Raw genomic sequence first — 19,552 nt, forward strand, 5'->3', positions numbered from 1 at the left:
GCGATGCAAGACGCCTCCTTGGTTGTGGGTGGAGTATTCGGTAACGAACTGTCAGTTGATTTTCGCGAGGTGAATCAAGCACTCGGGCCGTGTTGAGTCGGGGAAGCTGGATCCTCGCGAGTCATCAGTGAGGGTGTTCGGGATAGAGACTGGACCGACAGCAGCGACCCTTTGGGGAGACTGGTGTTCGCAGGGCCATATGCTGCTGCCGGTTCTGTTCCTAGTAGAGCTTGGAGTAGAAGGATGAGTTGGTGGCGCCCGTCGAGTTCGTGATGTTCACCATGTAGTAGGAACCTGCAGGGACGGATACGGGTCCAAGATTGAAGGAGGCCCTTTCCATTCGCTTATCCAGGCCGGTTCGGGCACCGAATGTCACGTCGATCCACTCGAGGTTGGCTGACTTCGTTTCTGCCTTGCGGCCCTGGTTGAGCAATTTCACTGAGACCTTGGAACCGGACAGGTTGTAGCCACTGACAATGATCTGTCCGCTTGCGGAAAGGCTGGTGTCGCTGATGATCGGCTCGTTACCCCTTGCGGTCAGGTCTTGGGCCAGCGTGTTACTGCCTGGGGCTACTGCGCAGATGAAGTAGTTGTCCCACATGAACGAGATGTTCTTCGATGTCGTGGTGCCCACGGCCTGGACTTGACGGTCGAGGCGGGACTTCGTGGTCTTGCCACGAAGCTGGTTGTCGCAGTTGTTGGCGGTCTTGTCGTTGGTCGGTGCCATGCCCTCCAGGTTGGACCACAGGCTGGCACCAGTACCCTTGACACCTTCTGCGGCGGCTTTGAAGTATTCGCTGACTGGGGCAACGTACTTGCTTCCCCAGGTGCCACTGCCAACGTAGGCTTCGGCGAAGGGATCAACGCTCAAACCAGCCTCGTTGCCCATGTAGGCCGCTCCCTTGGACGTTCCCATGCCGTCCTGAATGGCGATGCTGAGATGGATCCCGGAATTGGTGTCAGCGATCTTCTTGGCCGCGTCGCGGGCCTGGTCAGGAGTCAGGGCGCCCTTGCCGATGCGGGCATCAATGTACGGGCTGACGAGAGCTTCCCGGCCCGGCATGTACTTCTTGATGGCAGCGTTTTGCATCCGGTAGACATCAAGGATGGGGTCGTAATGCGCGGAGGGGGTCATCGGCATTTCGGTGTGGTGGTAGAAGCCAGCCAACCCAGCAACGTCGTTCCGCGATGCATGGAACATCACGAAGCGCTCCGTGAATTTCTGCAGGGTGGCGCTGTAAGACATGTCTGGCAGCCAGGGAGTGAAGGTGTCCTTCGCGGGTGCCGGCAGACCGACATAGAACTTCATGCCCAGCGAAGTTGCTGCCGCCGCCACGGACAGGGCCGGGTCGGCGTTGGTGACAGAACCACCGTAGGTGGCAACCAGGTCGTACGCATTGTTCGAGGAGGTGCAACCGTTGTCGATGGTCGGGATGAGCAACAGGGTGTAGGACTGACCGTTGTTCACAAAGGATTTGTCCTTGGCGCACTTTATCGCCGTCCCCGAGATGCGGCTGTAGTTCTCGAAGGTGAAGGCGCGGTTGATTTTGTAGCCGGCTGTCACAGCAGTGACGCATGAGCTCCCATTGATCTTGCAATCATTGAAATTGGGATTGACTTTGTCGCCCGTAACCAGCTGTCCGGCACTGTTGATGGTCGCTGGCCGGAGTGTGTTGCCGAAGGTGATGACGGTGTCGCCGCCGACGGCCTTGATGGCCTTCAGCTTGTCGACGTTCAACGCGTCGGTGGTCTTGGCATTGATGAAGAAGCCGCTGATCGGATACTTGTTTATCGGTGTGGCGTGGGCGGGCGCACCGAGGGTGCAGGCCAGGAATGCTGTAGCCATCAGACCGCCCACGATCCGTGCGGACCGTTGTGCGAGTTTACTCATGACTGGGATGTGTGCGGCGGTCCCTGAAAAGGGCAGCATTCAGCGCCGGAAGAGCTTCTTCCGGCGCTTCTACACCACTCCGGAAACCTCAGAACGGCTCGTAAACGGGGCGCTCATAGGGCACCCGGTCCGCATCAGTGCCGGTAGCCATGAAGATCTCGCCGTCACCGAACGGCCGGAACCGGTTCTTCTCGGTCGGGCAGACAAAGGTCACCTTGCCGCCCTCGTCACACCGGGTGGTGATCTTGTAGGAGGCATCTGCAACGATGACCGCCTCGGCGCCCGGACCGACGTCCACGGAGTTGCCCCAGTTCGAAAGTGGGCGCACGATCGCGGTGCCGGAAACCACCTTCAAGTTGGGGATGCCTGAGCGGACATCAACGATGATGGGGCGGCCGTCCTTGGGCCCCACGATCTCGACGCGCTCCCCGGGCTCCGTGTCAGGGGAGCTGTACGCTTCCAGGCGCACCAGTCGAATCTTCCCGCCGGCTTCGCCCCGGGTGTTTTTCAACAGCCGGCGCGCCTCGGACTTGGTGGCCGGGTGTTTTTCTTCGATCACCGCGCCGGGGCCGGCGAGGGCTTCGAGTTCACGGGCGTAGAGGTGGGAGTCGGAGACGAATTCGGCGCGGCCGCCGACCAGAACGATGCCAGGTTCGGCGTGGGTGGTGGCGGCGAACTGGCCTCCGGCAGGGATGCCCTTGGGCTGGCGTGCTGTTGGTGTGGTGGTCATGGTTCTGATGTGTGCGGCTGACACTCAGGTGCGCCGGTTGTAGGGGAGGGGACCGGAAGTGCCGTACTGGACCTCGACGGTGCCAGTGCCCTCGGTGAAAGCCAGGAAGCGGTCCGTTTCGGCTTCGCAGCGGAACAGGGCGTGACCGCTGTCTTCAACGTGGACCCTGACATGCGCGTCGGGGGAGGAGACGATGGTGGCCCGGGCGCCGGACCCGATGACGAGGTGGTTGCCGGCAGAGGAGTCCGCACGGATGACCGCAGTGCCGGCAGCGACTCGGAAGTGGTGATTGGTGGACCCGGTGTGAACGATCAGCGGACGGCCGTCGGCTGGGCCTGCGACTTCGACGTAGCCATCGCGTCCGTGGTCCGGAGTGGTTTCGTGGTGCAGTTCCAGGTGCAGGACCTCCCCGTCGGGAAGCCCTGCCCGGTTGTTGAGCAGGGACGCAGACTCTGCCTTGTTTTCCGGCTCGACCTCCCTGATGGGCGCACCTCCCGCCGCGTGCTCTCCGGCGGTCAGGAACAGTCGGTGGACGCGGACCGGCCGGCCCTGTGCGTTGGCGTTCGCGGCGACGGCGGCCCCCATCTTGTCCAGGAAGCTGGAGAGGACTTCGAAGGTGATTTCCTGGCCGCCGCATGTCGCGGTGTAAACCTGGCCCTCGTCCACTTCGTAGTAGACCGATTCGATCGTCATGGTGACCAGCGCCTCGGGGTCCTCGACACCTAGGTAGGCGCGGAGCTGGCTGTCGAATTCCGGGGAGGTGGTCATGGCGTGGAGCGTGCTCTCACTGCCGTCAGCGTGGATGTGCTCGGCGACGATTTCTCCGTAGGCCACCGATGATCCGGGCAGGATGACGGGAGCCTCTTGGCGGAGAGCAATGCCGGACTCGGTGCGAGCGGTGGCGGCGAACTGGCCGCCGGCGGGGATGCCCTTGTGCTGGCGTGCTGTGGCTGTGGTCATGATTCTGATGTGTGCGGCTCGGGCCGCCCGGCGCCGAAACACCGGGCGGCCCGGACGGTCAGAAGGTCCAGGTGTCGTCGTCGATGATGCCCCGCGCTTTCAGGGCAGCTGTCGCCTTGTCCTGGATGCTGTAGTGGTCCTCCGGGTCACCGTGGTGTTCGAACTCGATGCTGGTTCCGTCCTCGTCGTACATGGCATAGTTGCCGCCGCCGAGGTTGTCGACGCTGTACGTGGACAGGCCCTCCTCGCCCATGACCTCGAAGTCGAAGATCTGGTTGGACTCGTCCGTGGCGTCGTCGACGTCATCCGGTGCATCGTCCTGCGGCCCGTGAACGGCGTCTTCCGGGTGCTGGCGCATTCCCCAGTACCCGTCCGCTCCTGAGAGCACCAGGCCGGCGGCGAGGTGTCCCCGGTGCCAGGCGCCAGACGGTGTGTGCTTGAGCAGCTTGCGCCAGTGCTCCCGGTCCTTGCCGGAGGTGCGCTTGGTTCCGGAGATCTGCAGGGCGTGGTCGGCGACGTAGACCGGTGTCCCACCGGGTTCGAACCGGTCCAGGGAGGGGTCGTAATGATCCATGCGGCTCTCGTAGAGCGCAGCGACCCCGGTGCGAAGGCCCGCGACGAAGTCGTCGTAGGCGGGGTCTTTGGTTTCCAAGGCCCGGGCCATCGCCCATTCGTGCCAGGCGTGGAACGCGTCGCGGCGCTGGGCGTTGACGACTCCGCGGGAGAGGGGCCCATCCATGACGGTGCCGACTGCGGCGTCAATGGAGGCATCCTCGCCGAACACCCATTCCTCGGGCCGGGGTTCGGGACAGCGGGCGTGCCGGCCCAGGAAGGCGCCCTCGGGCAGGTCCAGCCCGGCGGCAGGGGTGGTGGCGAGGATGACGTCAGGTTCGGCGTGGGCGGTGGCGGCGAACTGGCCGCCGGTGGGGATGCCCTTGGGCTGGCGGTTAGGGGTGCTGGTCATGCCTTGAGTGTGTGCGGCTGCTGTCCAGGCACGGCAAAGGGCCCCGCCGAAGCAGGGCCCTTCCTCTGGACGTACAGCGGTCAGCCGGCGGGCCGGAAGGCGATCGCTTCCCCGACGGTGATGGTCCGTCCGTCAAGGAAAGTGTTGAAGTCGTCCTCGTTCCGGTAGCGGAAAACCTCGTGGCTTGCCGCGTAGACCTCCTCGCCGTCGACGGAGTTGCCGTCTTCGTCCCAGGCTGCCGCGACCTCCAGGCGTCCTCTTTCGTCCACGGTGAGTTCGAACGAGTCGATGACAGGGCAGGCTGCGCGCAGCTCCTGGGCGGCACCGATCATGTAGACGTTCTGCAGCTCCTGGTTTGCGGCAGCCAGGCGCTCCGAGGCGGCGACCACGTAGGCATCCCGTGTCTTCCGGTCGCTCAGGTCGGGCCCGGCAGCGGCGGCGGGGTCCTTGCCGAGCGCGTGGGCGAGGACAATGTCGTGGACAGCCGGCTGGTGCGAGGCCTCGATCATGATGCCGTACGTGGATGAGTCGATCCGCTGGTGGACCTTCTCTCCCCATTCGAGGGCCTTTTCCTGGTCCTCCTCGTCGAAGTCTTCCCACGGGTTGTTGCCGTTGTCGGCGTCGTTGATGGTTCCGTCGCTGTCCGAGTCCCAGAAGGTCATCATCTTGTTCTCGACGGTGATGTTCGTTTCGCATTTGCCGTCGCTGAAGTCGAAGGTTACTTCCGGGTCCGGCAGACCGGCCGGCCACTCGGGCAGTTGGTCGAAGCTGGCGTTGCGCAGTTCGATAGCGCCGGTCAGCGGGGCGGTGTAGGTTTTGTCTCCGGCAGGGGAGAGGTGAATGGTCGGTTCGGACCGGGAGTCCGGGGCGAACTGGCCGCCGGTGGGAATGCCCTGTGGCTGGCGTGCGGCGTTCATCGGGCACCCTCGATGCTGGCAGACTCCGCTGCCCAGCGGGGTGCGTCCAGGTCCTTGGCGGACTCGTTGAGGAGGGCGCCGAAGAAGTTCTTAGCGTGGGCGTGGAAGTCGCCGTTGTCCGGTTCGCTGTGCAGGCCTTCGAAAACGGCTGCCATTTCCCAGTCAGCGGCCACACCGTCCAGGCGCTGGCTGTCCCGGTCCACCGTGGTGGTTCCGGTCTTGAAATCGTGCCGGAGGGTGGTCCACATGCCGTCGTCGTTGCTGGCCAGAATTTCGCCGTAGGGGTTTCCGTTGGCGTCCTTCTCTACAGTGACCTCGCGCAGCTCGTAGAAATCGCCTGAGCGCAGGCCGCCGGGCATGTTGTAGTTCGCGTCGGTGACCGCCACGGTCCAGAGCGCATCCCGGACGGAGGCGACCGCTGACTCGGGCGTCACATCCTCGGCCGCCGTTTCAATGTGGAAGGAAAAGTCGTCGTCGCGGTCCTCGTTCCAGACGATGAAGTCACCATCTTCGTTGCGGCTGAGCACGAGCTCGCGTCCACTGTCAGAGGTATAGGTCCAGGCGCCGTCGGCGATGTCCGGGTTGGACCCGGTGTAGGGCGCGAGCTGTCCGGTGAGCCCTCCGGCGGCGACCTGGTCCGTAAGCTCATCGCCGGTACCGGTGACTTGCAGCGGTCGCTGGCCGTTGTTGAAGACCGCGTCGATGCCGCGGATGTCCTCGATGGTGCAGCCGTTGGCTGCTGCCAGTGTGGCGGCGTTCTCGTCGTAGACCGCCGTGGGGCTGTTTTTCATCAGGGCCGCGATGTAACCGGCGGAGGAGTGAGTGACGCCGGCGCGGGCTGCGGCACCCATCTCAGCCAGAGCGGCCTGGTGGTCGGCTGCCCGCGAAAGATCCACAACCGGGTCTGCGTGGGTGGTGGCGACGAACTGGCCGCCGACAGGGATGCCCTTGGGCTGGCGTGTGATGTTTTCGGTCATGCCCTGTTTGTGTACGGCTGCGCGACACTTTGTGTGGCCGAGGTCAGCTCGGTCCGATCTCCTCCAGCTGGTACCCGTTTGGGTAGACCGCAGATCCGGACGTGCCCGGGATGAACGCCGGCTGGGACGGTACTTCCTTGAACCTGGTCATGAAGCCCCTCGCGCGAACGATCATGTCGAATCCACGCTTGAATACCGGGTTGACCGGCTTCATTCCCAGGGCGGCAGAGACCTCCGGTTTGTCCATCATCAAAGCCAAGACAGTCCTGGTTCTGCTTTTCAACGGCCCGGGCAGGGTCACTGCCAGGGCTTCAGCCGTGGCATCCATAAGTGCCGCACCCTCGGGGCTGGCTTTCATGTTCCGGTTTTCGTAGTCGTCCAGGAAAGCGGCGGCTTCAGCGAATGAGTGTGGTGCTTCGGCAAGACCCATCCTGGAACCAAGTTCGGTATAGAACGCCAGGGATGCTTCCCGCTCCGCTTCAGTTAGTTTCCGCCAGGCGTACCGGTCCGCCCATCGGACTGGAATGACCAGAAGGGTCATCAGAACGTAGAGGAAATCCTCGGAGCTTCCAGGAACGCTGCGGTGAACGCGGCGGAGTAACTCGACCATCGCGCTGCCGCGTTCGCTGTCGAAGCCGTTGACAATAATTTCGTGGATGACGATGCCGGTGTCGTAGGAGCGTTTCATTGGGCGGGCTGTTGTCTCGCCCCTGGAGACCAGTGTTTTTGCGATTGTGGGAATGGCGAAATTTCGGTAGTACGCGATGAAGAATCCGGCCCGAAATTCTGACTTAAACGTGTGCAGGACCATGTCCCGGTACAGGTCGAAGGCTGCAGCCGTATTCCTATCAGCAAGTCGCGAGGGGTGTGTGAAGCGCAAAGTGATCCTAGGGAGTTAGTGTCGGGTCAGTGAGAGTGTTCGAGGTCTAGCCGCCGTTCGACGCTGAGGATGTAGTCGCGTTCTTCAGCGGTGAGGACGCTGCTGCTTCCTGCGGCCAGTTCTGCGTCCCAAATTTCGACAACCATGCGGTGTAAACGATCCTGAGCTGGGGCCGTTTCGTCGGCCCTCAAGGCGCGGTTCTTCCCGACACAGCCAAGAGCTCTATCGTGGATTGGCCTGATTTGCTTCAGGGTATCTACTTCCCATCGGGCTATCCGCAACCTGTCGCGTCGCCCAATAATTGAGGTCAGCGTGAGCCCGATCCCTACAAGCGCGATGCTGGTCAGTTCAAGGAGTTTGTAAGTGGCGGTGTCGCGGAGGTTGAACGTCGGTATCACCGTGGTGGCCAAAGATAGAGCTTCAACGCCCATGACGAACATGGTGATCGCACCGATTCCACAGCCAGTTCCGACGAGTGTGAAGCTTCGCCGGAACGTCCCGGACATGCGGGGGATAAACCTTAGGCAGGTGTAAGCAATCTCAGCGCAAACCCAAGCCACATACCAGTCAACGGTCAACGAGAACAGGGCCGGCATCAGCTCGGCACCGTAATCGTCGCTCCACTGCGTTGTTGTCCGGGTCGGGGCGGAGAGGATGAACGTAACGGTCTGGGCGGCCAGCGCAAGGAACAGAGGGATTCGGTGCAGGCTTGTTCTCTGGCTGCTGCTGGTTTCCGGGGACACTGCATCGATGATCGCGGTCCGCAGGAACCACAGCCCAAGGACCATGAGGCTTTGCAGCACCAGTTTGACTACATTGGTTCCGCCGAGCAGGCCATCGAGCGGAATATAGATCGGAGGGTAGATGAGTACCGCCGACAGGCTCGCGAAAACCGCGGCAAAAAAGACGGTATCGGAGCCCTTGCGCCGCGAGGCTGGGATCCGGGCGGCCGCCAGCATGGCCAGGGCGACTGCCATAAGAAGCGAAGTCACCCGAAGACACCTGCAAAGTTCCCAGGCTGACCTGCGCTGAGACGTTGTGACCGGCGGATGCGGGCGGCGAGGCGATCCGCGAGGAGCTCTGCGGTGACCTCGAACTCATCGAGGAAGTCTGAGCGTTTCAGCGCCATGATGACCCTGTCCGGCTCCAGGTCCGGAAAGAACATTCGGGCGTACTCCGGCGATACCGCTTCTTGCTGGTGGCGGAGGATCATGTGCGCGAACTCGTGAAGAACGATTTGCAGCCTATGCATTTCCGAGGCAGCTGCCGCGTGGAGGATCAGGTCCACGTCATCCAGGCCGAACCAGAGTCCGCAAACTTTGTCGGTCGGGGTATCTTCCATGGGCTCGATGACAATCTGGCGGCCGCGAAGGACCTCAAGATGTCGCTGTGTCGAACGCAACGAAACCGGCTCGGTGAGCATCAGGCTGTCTTCTGCTTCCTTGGCCCGAGCGCGGGCTGCGGCGTAGTCCATGGCGTGGTTCCTTGTGTGTTTCGATGAGACCGTGAGGACCCCAGCCCCCACCCTCTGAGGGTATCAGCGAAGGGTCACAGGTTTGGGGCTCATCGGGCTCAGTCGGACTGCTCGGAACGGTGGTCTTTTAGCCGCTTGTCGATGATGTCCCGGATCTGCAAGAGAGTTTCGGGACTCAGTTCCCCGAGCTGTCGAGCGGCATAGTTCCTGATTTTGTTTTCCCGCATCGTGGCCAGCAGCTCCATCTGCGCCTCGACCCTCACCGGGACGTCACTGTTCGTGTCCAGGAGGTACTCCTCATTGACACCAAAGAATTTGGCGAGATTCTTCAGGAGCTCTATCTTCTTGACAACTGGACCGGTCCCAGCCCGCATGTAGTGCCATCTGGCGCGGGACAGCGGTGTTCCAGCCTCCGCCATGGCGTGGAGAACGTCGTTGACGCTGATTTTCCGGCCCTCAGCTTCCGCCGTATCCATCAGGAGGTTGATCTTCCTCGCCAGGTCGGCGCCGGGCGTGGGTGTATGTTTCCCGTCAGCAGTCAATGGTGCTCCTTCTTGGCCTGCCTCGGCAGGCGCTGGTTCCCCAATGCATATTGCGTATACGACGTTACCAGAATTGGACATGTCTAATTTTTTGGTGTCTACTCTTCGACGGGGAAGAATTGGACATGTCTAATTTTTCTGTAGGGGACATCTCGCAGCCCGGCTGGACGGCGGTGCGGTTATCGAAAAAGGGGACAACAGTGGGCGTACGAACGACGCGGAATGTAGTAATTTCCTGCGACGGGTCCTCTTCGGAATGCGCCTGCGGTGCCACGTTCAAGGCAAACCTGCACGTGGCCGCCAGTCTTCGCATGGCCATCCGCAGCGGATGGGATCTAACCGACCTCAGCCTGTGCCCCCGATGCTCAACGGGCGAGAGTCCCGCGGACCACTCTGCCAGGAGTCGGATCGCCGGTACTGCCAGCCGGCACCCGCATCAGAGCAGGCACGCTGCCTGACCCCTCATTGCGGAAGGCGGGCATGATTTCGGGAGGATTCCCGGCCATCCCAAAATCATGCCCGCGTACCTGGCCGCGGAGGGCAGTCTGCGGCATCTCCCGGATAACTGGCCGCCCAGTCAAAGTTCTTCAGCTTCGCTTCAGCTGCTTCGACCGAGGTGTCGGCTTTGTCGGCTTGTTCCTTGAGCGTCCAGGGCCCAGGTCCGCATCACATCGCCGGCAAACAGAGCAAGCCCCGGCGATGTGCCGGGGCTTGCGTCGATTGGGGGCCGGTATTAGAGGCCGTGGGTGATCTTGTATTCGACGGCGGCAACCGCGGCAGCTTCCAATTCGAAGCTGTCCTCCGGATCACCGCCGTAGCTGAACATGGTGTAGGTGGAGCCGGCGGAGTCAAGGATGCTGTAGTGGTCGCTGGCGTTGCGGATCAGGCTGAAGTCCTGTTCGGCGGCGGCGAAGGTGAACTCGGGACGTACTGCGGCGATTGTTGTGGTCATGAACCTGATGTGTGCGGCGGCCGGTAAAAGTCTGCCCAGACGAGGGAAGGACGAGGGGGCCGGAGATCCGACCCCCTCCTGCGGTGTTTAGCCGTCGACGGGCACCACCGTGGCGCGGCGGGTCCAGCCGGCGTACTGGTTGGCAGCCTTCTGGGCCAGGTCCAGACGGCTCGACCAGGCGGGGACGCCGTAGGTACCGAAGTTGTAGGTGCCGTTCTTGACGGCGTCGATGTCGGCCTGGTTCTCGACGATAGACTTTTTGGCCTGCTTGATGCGCAGCAGGGTCTGGTGCTTCAGCTCCGGGATGGCACGGCCGACCTTGCGGACGTCGTAGTCGAAGGTTTCCGGGTCGTAGCAGCCCCTGGTGTCGCCCTTCGAGTTGCCGCGGATGGTCTCCAGCGGCTCCCGGCTGCCGTCGGCCGGCATCAGGTAATACTCAAAGCCGTAGTAGACCGGCTCGCCACGGTGGTCATGGTCCGGGTCGCTGTCACGGAAGCGTTGCTTCTTGGCGAACTTCGGATCCTTCAGTGCCTCTTCGCGGGCCGCGATGTCGGCCTGGGCACTGCGGATCCGGGCTTCACGGTTCTTGATGACCAGCTCGGGCTCTTCGGGTCCGAGGACGACGGCGTGCGTGTACTCCTTGGTCTTCGAGGTGCGGGTCGCGACGGTGCCGTTGGGGAGGGTCACGGATGTGGTCCGGCCACGGGAGCTGACCTTAGGCGCGGTCAGGCTCACTTCGGGCTCGGCGTGGGCTGTGGCGGCGAACTGGCCACCGACGGGAACGCCCTTGGGCTGGCGGGCTGGGGTCTCTGTGCTCATAACCGGTCTGTGTACGGCCGGCGCCGGAAATACCGAAGCCGCCCAGGATTCACCTCGGGCGGCTTCGGCACCGTCATCAGCCTTGCGGTGTGAATTCCTTCAGGCCATACCGGGCCGGATCCTTGCCGACGATGGCCTCGTACTCTTCCGGATACCAGCGCCTGGCGATCTTGTGTGCTTCTGCGACGTAATTGGCCGGCAGGTCCTGGTGGTGGGTGATGGCGGCCTTGGCCCATGCGCAGTCCTCTTCGAACCAGCCAGCCGTCTCAGCCCAGGCCGGGTCGATCTCAGCAGCGCGGGTGTGGCTCAGCTTCAGGCCGCCATGGCCGGCGGTGTAGACGGCGTCGATGCCGACGGCGAGGGTCTTGGTCTCCTGGACCTCGCCCCAGGGGGACCGGAACCCGGGCGAGATGTAGACGTGCTCGTGCTTCATCGCCTGTGCGCGGACGGCCTTGGCGTGGGCCTTGGCCTCGTCGAGGGATTCGAAGTGGGTCTGCTCGGAGACCTCGAGAGGATGCCGGCCGCGGAAGTCCACGACGGTGGCCCGGGCGCCACCTTCGCGGATGTCCGTGGTGACGCGGGCTTCGATGCCGTTCTCGGAGCTGAGGTACACATCGGTGTATTCGTCACCGTCAAACGTCCAGCGGGTGCCGTCGGCGTCCTGGCCGGGTGTCACCTTGGGTTCCAGGGCGATGCCCGGTTCAGAGTGGGTAGTGGCGGCAAACTGGCCGCCGACAGGGATGCCCTTGGGCTGACGGGAGATTTCGGTCATGCCTGGTCTGTGTGCGGCTGTATCACTTTTTGTTTGATGGTGCTCGTGCCGCAGCTCAGTCGGCGGCCACCCAGCGGGTGCCGGAGGCGCGTTCCACTCCTGCCTTCCATTCCTCGACGCCGGCGACATACGGAAACGGGAGGTCAGGGTGGAACTGGCGTGCGGTGTAGTCCATGACATAGGTTCCGTCACGGTCCCCGGCCAGGAGTGCGACATGCTGGCCGCCCAAGCGACGCCGGCGGATCGTGATCTCATCAAGCCAGTCGGCGCCGAACCCGCGGGCGCCAACTTGTTCGATGATTTCGTTCGTGGCGGCCCAGCAGTTTCCCAAGGCCAGGCGCGGATCTTAAGCTCTTCGAGACGGACTGTCTTCTGGCGGGCAGGGGAGTGATCCATGATCTCCAGGTCCGGATACTCGGCCAGGATCTCGCGCGCTGCCCGGAGCCGGCGTGCATGGATGGCTTCCGGTGTTTCTGGTGCTGTCAGGGTGGTGCCGGGTTCGGCACGGACTGCTGGGACGAAGCGCCCGCCGGCGCCGCGCGGGTGTTCCATGGCGGTGAAGGTCATACCGGTGCTGTGTGGGGCGGGGCCGAAAGGCGTCGGAACCCTGCGACCCACAGGCTGACCGGGCGGCAGGGTTTCGGGGTGACTCGTCCTAGGCTGGGCGCTTTGTGGCCCGTTGGGCGTTCAGCAGCTGCCGGCACAGCTGGAAGCCGATGCTGTCCGGGTGCACGGTGCCGGGGTTTCGCTGTTCGTTGGTGACGACGGCGTGGATGGCGGCGTCCAGCTTCTCGTCGTCCTGGGCGGCCGCCAGAACGTCGCCAGCTTCATTGATGTTCGCCGTGCCTGCCATCTTGTGCAGCACCTTGGAGTCGTAGGCGCCGCGGACAAGGCGCCGGGACATGTCACGCTGCTCTGCCTTGGTCATCTCGTTCTCCGTGTACCGCCGATAAACCTCGGCGGAGGCCATGCCAGGGGAGAGGGTCAGCGACGGTTCCGTGCGGACGTCGGGGGCGAAGCGGCCACCGGAACGGGTGCCGCGCGGGTGCCGGGCGGTGATGCTCATGCGTTGTCACCGCCGTCGCGCAGCCAGGTCCGCAGCGACTCGATCCGGCGGGCCAGCTTCCGGTCCGGGTAGAAGGATTGCTGGTTTGCCGTCAGGGCTCGTTCCAGCTCGAGGTCGACGGCGGCGTTGTCGACATAGCCGCGGGTGGCCAGCCGACCGACCGCAGGGTAGGCAATGATGCCGCGGGAGCTGCGTATGCCGTTGAGCTCCTTGGCGATTGCAACGGCCACGGCATCACTGACAGGACGCTTTCCGTGGCGTTCATCGACGTGGCGGGCCACCACGTCGTGACCAAGCCGGAGGCCGGCGCCGCGGGCGACGTAGGGGTCTTCGATGACGGTGGCACCTTCGACCCGCTCGATGATGAGCCGGCCAAGGTTTTCGGAACCGAAGGAGCCGTGGTCGGATTCGTTGTGCAGCTGGACGATCTTGGTGCCGTTCCACGCGCCGTCCACAACCTGGCTTTCGGTGAGGGGACCATCCGGGAGCTGGGCAGTGCATTCGATGCCGGCTTCGCTCCAGCCTTCGTCGGTGGTCACGACGGCCTCGTAGCGTTCGGCGAGGAAGTCCTCGATGACGGGGCTGTTGTGCTCCAGCCAGGCGTCCAGGGCCTTACCGTTCAGGCGCGGGTCGCTGTCGGTGATGAGGCTGGCAATGTTCACCGTCTTGGCGGGGGACACCCAGTAGCCGGAGCCATCATCGGAGCGGCTCACGTTCAGCGTTTCGATGACGTCCCCGTCGGCGAGTTCGGTGAAGGTGTCGCTGTCGCCGGGGGCGAGGATCACGGGGCGGTGGGCCGGATCAAGCAGGAGGGTGGCTTCGGCATGGATGCCGGGAGCGAATTGCCCTCCCGTGCTGATGCCTTTGGGCTGCCGGTTCTGAGAGGTGGTCATGCCAGGTATGTGTGCGGCTGCCACCGAAAGGGACTGCGGGTTCGGCCGGAAGGGCTTCGGGGCCCAATTGGTCGCCCTACCGCCTGGCTCCCACCGGCCGTCCGAAAACCCGCCGTCTGGTTGGGTGGAAAAATCCCCGGAATGGCGGGGAATATAGGGCCCCCTACTACTACTACTCTACTTAAACGACCAAAAAGATAGATATATATAAGGGGCCCCCTTGTTCTCTTCCCAGAGACCCCTCCAGCTCTTAGTAAGAGAGTACTTTGGGGCCTTATATATATGTCCTCTCCCGGGTGGTTTGGGTCGGGTGAGGCTCATGCCGATGCCAAAAACCGCGCCAGTGTTGGGAAGCAGGGCCGTTTTCCGGCACGACCGCCGGTAGTTCCACCGCTGTTCCCTGCTTTTTCGCGGTGCAGCAATCCCTTTTCGTGAGAGACGGGCCTTTCTCCTCATGTGATAACCTGAGGAACGACATTGGCCTCTTAGAGACGATGGTTATCACATGGCTCCCGGACGGGGGCCATTTTGCTTTCCAGGAGCTTTTTTCAGCGCTGCTTTTGAGCACCGGAAAACGGATCGCACCCATCTCGAAGGCGCCAGGGAATGCCGTCGGGTTCATCGATTTCCCGGAATTCGGGTGAACCACGGGCGCTGCGGATTGCACTGGGTGTTGTCCAGGCATAGGAGAAGCCGCACCTTTCGGTACGGCTTCAAGTGTTGAGTTACAGTGCCTAAGCGGCGGCCATCTGCAAAAGGGGGTAGAGGGCTGCCTCCCAGTCCTTCCACTCCCTGAGCCTTGGAGCGTCGCTGAGGGCGCGGTTGTAGGACTGGTCGAAGAGCAGGTGCGTCCACGTTGGCTCCATGTTTCCGGTGATGCCGGGCTTGTCGTCAATGAGCACATCGCCGCGGACCAGGGTCTTGTCATGGGTGAGGATGACCCTGTTTACCCAGCGGCTCCCCAGGTGCTCCTCGATGGAGGCCAGCTTCTCGGAGGCGCAGGTCGGATGCGTCGCGAAAGGCGTTGAGCAGAAGAAGACATTCAGTCCGGATTCCTCCATGGCCAGGATCGCCTCGACAGCGCCGGGCATGGGGTCGAGGTTCCGGTAGAGGCCCTCGGTGTTCATCGCTTGAAGGAGGATGGCGCGGTCACCGCCAGGACCGCACAGGTGGTTGTAGTCCATCTGCTCGCCCAGGGGCACGATCGGGTAGTTGGGATCCAGCTGCAGCAGGATGCGGTTGAGGGCGTTGCCCCAGTCGAAGAAGCAGCCGTCCATATCGACAAGGACCAGGGGCCGGCCGGGCAGGGGTGTAATCATGGGCTGCATGTGTGCGGCGTTTCCAAGCAATGTCTTCATGGCCGGACAGTAGTGCTTGCCTCTGACAATTACGACATGAGTGGCGTGCACCCGATCGGGGAACACCCGCACTTACACTTGCTCTCGGATGGGGGGAATTTCGCACTTCTTTAGGATGCTGCGTGCTCTCCCGCGTGGTTACAAGCAGCTTTCCAAGGAGAATCATTGAGCACTGAAACACCTACTGAAGCAGGACATGCCGCGGAGAAGGTCCGCCGCCAAAACAGAACCGCGAACGTCGCGTCGCCTTGGCGGATCACGGCCGGAGTTGTTGCCTTGGCCTTCGGCGCCTGGGGCGTCCTGTATGCCACTGTCCGGCTGTTTACCAAGGGCCTGGGCCCAAGCACCCCGTTTGTGGGCTGGATGAACTTCCTTATTATCGTCGGGGCTATCGGCTGCCTCGTCACCGGCATCGTCATCATCGTCAAGCAGCGGAAGCGGGGAGGCGCCACGCCCTGGCTTGTTGGCAGCTTCGCGGCCGCCATCCTGATCGCCGCTCTGGGCTTGGGCGGCATGGACTACAGCGGCACCGCGGGCGGGGACAAGATCTCAATGATCGCGGCTCTGGTGACCATTGCCTTCGCGGGCGTGGTGATCGTCCTGGAGAAGAACCGGCGCTGAACTCGGGGACATGCGACGAAGGCCCGCCTGGTGACTCAGGCGGGCCTTCTTTTCGTGTCACCTCAGGCGGCGGCGCCTTGGTGGGTTGAGCAGGAATTGTCGGCGGCCACGGCGTAGTACGCGGCGGTGTTGGCGAGCAGCTCCCAGCGTTCGCGGTTCTCCTCTTGGCCGTTGTCGAGCAAGTCATCCTCGTCGGCGTAGTCCGAGGTGTCGATGATCAGCTCGTACCGGTGCTCCGGGTTCAGGACGTGGCCGCGGTCGGCCCAGTGCTTCATTTCCTCGTGGACCGCGAAGCGGACCAGCTCGATGTGGTGCTCGCGCTGGTCCCGTGGCAGGTGGCGCAGCTCCTGCTCGAGGTTCTTTACGGCGTCGGCACGGGTCTGCGGTGCGCCGTCCTCGCCTGTCCAGTACTCCGGGTACGAGTCCCGGAGCAGGTCAGCTACCTTCCCTGCATTGATGGCCGCCTTCGCCGAGATCCGGGGCAGGGCCTCCAGTTCTTTGCGAAGGCCTGGTCCGCGGTCAGCTTCGAACTCGTAGTCGAAGTCCGGATCGTCGATCGGTGCCGGAACGAGGGCAATGGATGGCTCTCTGTGCCCAGTGGGGGCGAACTGGCCGCCGGTGGCGATGCCGGCAGGGACCCGGTTGGTGATGTTCTCCATGCCGACCATGTGTGCGGCAGCGCGGCGGGGTGGCTACAGCCGCCCGCTGGACGGACTATTCCCTGGCTTGGATTTTAGGGGAATCTACGACACCGGCCTCGATGGGGCCGCGGGGAAAGCACTCAACCCGGATCACCTCAGGCCCCGGTTGAATTGTCGCTTTCGACGCGTAGCCTTGTCGCGGAACAACCTCTCATTCGAAAGGCAGCATCCGTGTCTGAGCACAGCCATCCGCACCCCGGGCAGTACGACTTCGACGAGGATGACGAGGCGGTAGCGGAATTTGAGCACCTGTGCGCCGACAGCGACCTTGAGTCGGTCGAGTTCGGGTCCCGTGACGCTGACGGCGAAGTGCTGATGACTGCCAGTGCCTTTGTTGACGTGGACGACCAGATCGAGCTGACTGTTTGGTCGGACCCGGACGGTTTCGACTGGATCCAGGTCGCAGGCCGGGTCCAGCGGATGGATTCACCGGAACTGGTCTTCCCCGGTGCGAGCCAGGATGAAGCGGACATGATTGCCGACTTGGCGGGTCAGCTCGCGAAGATCCATGAAGCCGCGGCCGTCATTCTTGATGAACTTGAGCCCACAAACCCATACATGGCCTTCGATCTGCTCAACGCGGTCGCGTACCTGGCGATGAACGGCGGCGTTGGGGAAGATCACCCTGGCGCACGGCCTTGGCACGTGTGGGCTGATCAGTTCAGCGGTCACTGCCGCCTGGGCTTCCTGGCCGGCGTGATGCTGGAGGAGAGCCCGTTCGGGAACCTGAACATCAGGGCTACCACTCTGGATCCGATCAGCAGAACCTCGACGGATTTGCAGGTCTACTGGAAGCAGGATGACGAAGATGAAATTCCGGAGCACTGGCTGTCGGTAGGCACTGCGACTGCGCCTGCCCACGACGTGGACCCGGACTATCCTGAGCTGCTCGCCGGAACCCCGCTTGAAGTCCGTGATTACATCCGGCACGCCATCGGCCACCTGCACGAGATGGTGCACCTGGCAGGTAGCGTCCTGGAAGCCAGAACGCAGGAGGTCATCCAGTTCGTCGAAGCGAAACGGACGGCCGAGGCGGTGCCGGCCTTTGTGGAGCACGAGATGCTCAGGACCACAATTGATGACGCCATCGCTGGCCTGAACGGCATGGCCAGGCTGTACACCGGGGCGATGCCCGGGGACGTGCGCTAGCCCTCGGTTTTTGCCTCCTGCGCCTTGCCGGCCGCCAGCTGCTCACGCAGCTCGCGTAACTGCTCGGACAAGCCATCGCGTTCCCCGAGGAGGCGGTCCCGTTCCGCTTCCAGGGCCTCGGCCCGGCCTTCGGCTTTATCGGCCCGTGAGCGCTCGGCGGCGGTGGCGCCGTCAGCTTTCGCGGCAGCTTTCAGCGCCTTGTCGCGGTCGTCCTCGGCCTTCCCGAGGTCGTCGGCCATGTCGTTGCGCTCCTGTTCGGCCTTGGAGATCTTCTCCTGCCAGCCGGCCCGGGCCTCGTTGAATTCGGCGCGGGCAAGAGTGACTGCTTCCCGCCATAGTGCTGTGAAGCGGGCCTGGACCGGTGCCGGCGCTTCAGGGATGGCCTGTTCCGTAGACTGTTGGTCGTTCCAGGCTCGGGCAGCTTCGGCGGCCAGGGACATCCGGACGCCCGAACGTTCCCGGACGGCCCGTGCTGTTACCGGCACTCCTTCGGCTGCGAGGATTTCCGCCGCGGCGGCTGCGCGGTCTTCCGGGGTCTGCTCCTGCTGTTGCCCGGGAGTCTGCTCTGCGGTCATCGGTAGCTCCAATCGTCAGTAACGATGGTAACGCCGTTACCCGTTACCGCTGTTACCGCCGCGCCGCCGGTCCTGGTGTTCCTCTAGCGACGACCGGGTCAGCGGGCGGTGGCCATGGCGACGATTTCGTGAAGCCCGGACTGGCCCATGCCCACCAGGGTGGAACCGACACCGAAGATGGCGTAGGCGCCGATCGGAACCAGCAGCAGCCATTCACGGATGGATCCGGCGTGGCCCAGGACCGGGATGGTCATGTAGCCGTTGGAGTGCCAGCACTGCTTGAGGAATGGCAGGTTGGCGATCGCCTTGGGAGGCTTGATGGCGAACGGCCAGGCGAGGTTGCAGCCCTCGGTGGTCATCATGTCCCCGAGGATGTGGATGATGACGCCGATGCCCATGGCGATGGGGAACCAGCCCTGTTCCTGCGGGGCGAAGAAAGTGATGAGGGCACCGATGCTCAACCCGACCGCCCACGGGGATTTGCGCATCCGGTCCGGGATGATTTTCAAGGCCTTGGCGGCAAAGGCCACCAACAGCACGGAGAGAATACCGGCGCCGGGGTAGATGGTGCCGAAACCTTGCAGGTCGTAGGTCCAGAGCCCGGCAAGCCAGGCGACGAAGACGAACGCGGCGATGCCGATAACGGAGTGGGTGCCGTGGCGGTGGCCGCCTGCGACCTTTCCGATCCCGGCGCACATGGCGTTGGACAGCGGCGGCAGGGAATGGGCAATGGTGGCGTTGTGGTGGTCTGCGTCCGGGAGCATCGCGGCTCCGGCGGTAACCAGGGCGCCGGTGACGATTCCGACCGGGCTGACGTCAAGTAGTCCGAAGCCGATGTTCAGGCTGTGCGGCAAGAAGGCGGCCTTGTCGGCAACGGCTGAGATGTCGACGTGGATGTTGGTGGTCAGGGCAACCCAGGCGGCGGCACCGCAGGCTGCGTGGTGGGCTCCCATCATGGCGGCGGGCAGTCCTTTCACAATCGGAAGAATTGGTTTCTCTTCCTCATGTGTGCGGCCTCATGGCTAAGGGTCCCCGCCGAAGAGACGGGGACCCTTGGCCGGGCGGCGATGGTCAGCGGCTGCGGAGGCGCGCCTGGATGTCACGGATGTGGTTGTCGATTGCGGTTAGATCGACGGTGATGGGGACAGTGTCGAGACGGGCGGCGGTGTTGGCGATGGGTGTCGTGGCCCGACGCAGGTTCGCTGCTTGTTCCTCCGTCAGTGTCACCTGCACCCGTGACCTGTTCAGGTTGGCCGAACGGCCAGGTCGGTGGCTGAAGCGTCCAGGGACAGGGTGGGTTCGGAGTGGGCG

General features: G+C 63.3%; 23 protein-coding genes. 2 read left to right on the forward strand and 21 right to left on the reverse strand.

Features of this window, described 5'->3' with window-relative positions:
• Positions 1 to 220 precede the first annotated feature (220 nt).
• From HMI59_RS23070 to HMI59_RS23150, 17 genes are all read right to left on the reverse strand, one after another.
• Positions 221 to 1,891 carry a DUF4434 domain-containing protein gene (locus HMI59_RS23070; RefSeq protein WP_193593928.1) on the reverse strand — a complete coding sequence of 557 codons (1,671 nt, stop codon included), beginning with the start codon at positions 1,889 to 1,891 and terminating at the stop codon, positions 221 to 223.
• Between the two features lie 88 nt (positions 1,892 to 1,979).
• The gene (locus tag HMI59_RS23075) at positions 1,980 to 2,621 is read right to left on the reverse strand and encodes a hypothetical protein (RefSeq protein ID WP_193593929.1); all 642 of its coding nucleotides are present in this window, start codon (positions 2,619 to 2,621) and stop codon (positions 1,980 to 1,982) included.
• A gap of 24 nt (positions 2,622 to 2,645) precedes the next feature.
• Entirely contained in the window at positions 2,646 to 3,581 is a 936-nt protein-coding gene (locus HMI59_RS23080) for a hypothetical protein (protein ID WP_193593930.1), read from the reverse strand.
• 58 nt (positions 3,582 to 3,639) lie between these two features.
• Positions 3,640 to 4,545: a hypothetical protein gene (locus tag HMI59_RS23085; RefSeq protein ID WP_193593931.1), complete on the reverse strand. Its 906-nt coding sequence runs from the start codon at positions 4,543 to 4,545 to the stop codon at positions 3,640 to 3,642.
• A gap of 80 nt (positions 4,546 to 4,625) precedes the next feature.
• Complete coding sequence (locus HMI59_RS23090) at positions 4,626 to 5,462, reverse strand: hypothetical protein (RefSeq protein ID WP_193593932.1); 837 nt, start codon at positions 5,460 to 5,462, stop codon at positions 4,626 to 4,628.
• Entirely contained in the window at positions 5,459 to 6,439 is a 981-nt protein-coding gene (locus tag HMI59_RS23095; protein WP_193593933.1) for a hypothetical protein, read from the reverse strand. The genes HMI59_RS23090 and HMI59_RS23095 overlap by 4 nt, the downstream gene beginning before the upstream one ends.
• 43 nt (positions 6,440 to 6,482) lie before the next feature.
• Positions 6,483 to 7,250, reverse strand: coding sequence for an oxygenase MpaB family protein (locus tag HMI59_RS23100; RefSeq protein WP_193594374.1), 768 nt, complete (start codon positions 7,248 to 7,250; stop codon positions 6,483 to 6,485).
• A 95-nt stretch (positions 7,251 to 7,345) separates the two neighbouring features.
• Positions 7,346 to 8,296 (reverse strand): hypothetical protein, encoded by a 951-nt coding sequence (locus tag HMI59_RS23105; protein ID WP_227471669.1) that lies wholly within the window; start codon positions 8,294 to 8,296, stop codon positions 7,346 to 7,348.
• An 11-nt stretch (positions 8,297 to 8,307) separates the two neighbouring features.
• Entirely contained in the window at positions 8,308 to 8,793 is a 486-nt protein-coding gene (locus HMI59_RS23110; protein WP_193593935.1) for a hypothetical protein, read from the reverse strand.
• A gap of 98 nt (positions 8,794 to 8,891) precedes the next feature.
• Positions 8,892 to 9,335 carry a hypothetical protein gene (locus HMI59_RS23115; RefSeq protein ID WP_193593936.1) on the reverse strand — a complete coding sequence of 148 codons (444 nt, stop codon included), beginning with the start codon at positions 9,333 to 9,335 and terminating at the stop codon, positions 8,892 to 8,894.
• A gap of 733 nt (positions 9,336 to 10,068) precedes the next feature.
• The gene (locus HMI59_RS23120; protein ID WP_193593937.1) at positions 10,069 to 10,287 is read right to left on the reverse strand and encodes a hypothetical protein; all 219 of its coding nucleotides are present in this window, start codon (positions 10,285 to 10,287) and stop codon (positions 10,069 to 10,071) included.
• Between the two features lie 87 nt (positions 10,288 to 10,374).
• Positions 10,375 to 11,106 carry a hypothetical protein gene (locus HMI59_RS23125; RefSeq protein ID WP_193593938.1) on the reverse strand — a complete coding sequence of 244 codons (732 nt, stop codon included), beginning with the start codon at positions 11,104 to 11,106 and terminating at the stop codon, positions 10,375 to 10,377.
• Between the two features lie 76 nt (positions 11,107 to 11,182).
• On the reverse strand, positions 11,183 to 11,878 hold the full coding sequence (locus HMI59_RS23130; protein ID WP_193594390.1) for a hypothetical protein: 696 nt from the start codon (positions 11,876 to 11,878) through the stop codon (positions 11,183 to 11,185).
• A gap of 55 nt (positions 11,879 to 11,933) precedes the next feature.
• Entirely contained in the window at positions 11,934 to 12,209 is a 276-nt protein-coding gene (locus HMI59_RS23135; RefSeq protein WP_193593939.1) for a hypothetical protein, read from the reverse strand.
• 324 nt (positions 12,210 to 12,533) lie between these two features.
• Positions 12,534 to 12,944: a hypothetical protein gene (locus HMI59_RS23140; protein WP_193593940.1), complete on the reverse strand. Its 411-nt coding sequence runs from the start codon at positions 12,942 to 12,944 to the stop codon at positions 12,534 to 12,536.
• On the reverse strand, positions 12,941 to 13,837 hold the full coding sequence (locus tag HMI59_RS23145; RefSeq protein ID WP_227471670.1) for a hypothetical protein: 897 nt from the start codon (positions 13,835 to 13,837) through the stop codon (positions 12,941 to 12,943). Before HMI59_RS23145 ends, HMI59_RS23140 begins: the two co-directional genes overlap by 4 nt.
• Before the next feature lie 734 nt (positions 13,838 to 14,571).
• Positions 14,572 to 15,195, reverse strand: a complete 624-nt coding sequence (locus HMI59_RS23150) for a hypothetical protein (RefSeq protein WP_227471671.1) — start codon at positions 15,193 to 15,195, stop codon at positions 14,572 to 14,574.
• Positions 15,196 to 15,360: 165 nt separating this feature from the next.
• On the opposite strand from HMI59_RS23150, the gene HMI59_RS23155 reads away from it, so the two are divergent.
• Positions 15,361 to 15,816 (forward strand): hypothetical protein, encoded by a 456-nt coding sequence (locus HMI59_RS23155; RefSeq protein WP_193593941.1) that lies wholly within the window; start codon positions 15,361 to 15,363, stop codon positions 15,814 to 15,816.
• Positions 15,817 to 15,878: 62 nt separating this feature from the next.
• Here HMI59_RS23155 and HMI59_RS23160 read toward each other — a convergent pair whose 3' ends face one another.
• Positions 15,879 to 16,475 carry a hypothetical protein gene (locus HMI59_RS23160; protein ID WP_193593942.1) on the reverse strand — a complete coding sequence of 199 codons (597 nt, stop codon included), beginning with the start codon at positions 16,473 to 16,475 and terminating at the stop codon, positions 15,879 to 15,881.
• 213 nt (positions 16,476 to 16,688) lie between these two features.
• Between HMI59_RS23160 and HMI59_RS23165 the strand changes: the two genes are divergently transcribed.
• The gene (locus HMI59_RS23165) at positions 16,689 to 17,666 is read left to right on the forward strand and encodes a hypothetical protein (protein ID WP_193593943.1); all 978 of its coding nucleotides are present in this window, start codon (positions 16,689 to 16,691) and stop codon (positions 17,664 to 17,666) included.
• Here HMI59_RS23165 and HMI59_RS23170 read toward each other — a convergent pair.
• From HMI59_RS23170 to HMI59_RS23180, 3 genes are all read right to left on the reverse strand, one after another.
• Positions 17,663 to 18,241 carry a DNA-binding protein gene (locus tag HMI59_RS23170; RefSeq protein WP_193593944.1) on the reverse strand — a complete coding sequence of 193 codons (579 nt, stop codon included), beginning with the start codon at positions 18,239 to 18,241 and terminating at the stop codon, positions 17,663 to 17,665. The two genes, HMI59_RS23165 and HMI59_RS23170, sit on opposite strands and share 4 nt — an antisense overlap.
• A 98-nt stretch (positions 18,242 to 18,339) precedes the next feature.
• Complete coding sequence (locus tag HMI59_RS23175) at positions 18,340 to 19,218, reverse strand: metal-dependent hydrolase (protein ID WP_227471672.1); 879 nt, start codon at positions 19,216 to 19,218, stop codon at positions 18,340 to 18,342.
• A gap of 94 nt (positions 19,219 to 19,312) precedes the next feature.
• Positions 19,313 to 19,468 carry a hypothetical protein gene (locus tag HMI59_RS23180; protein ID WP_193593945.1) on the reverse strand — a complete coding sequence of 52 codons (156 nt, stop codon included), beginning with the start codon at positions 19,466 to 19,468 and terminating at the stop codon, positions 19,313 to 19,315.
• Between the last annotated feature and the right edge of the window lie 84 nt (positions 19,469 to 19,552).

Origin of the sequence: Paenarthrobacter sp. YJN-5 (assembly GCF_015040095.1) — a bacterium.
GTDB lineage: Bacteria > Actinomycetota > Actinomycetes > Actinomycetales > Micrococcaceae > Arthrobacter > Arthrobacter ureafaciens.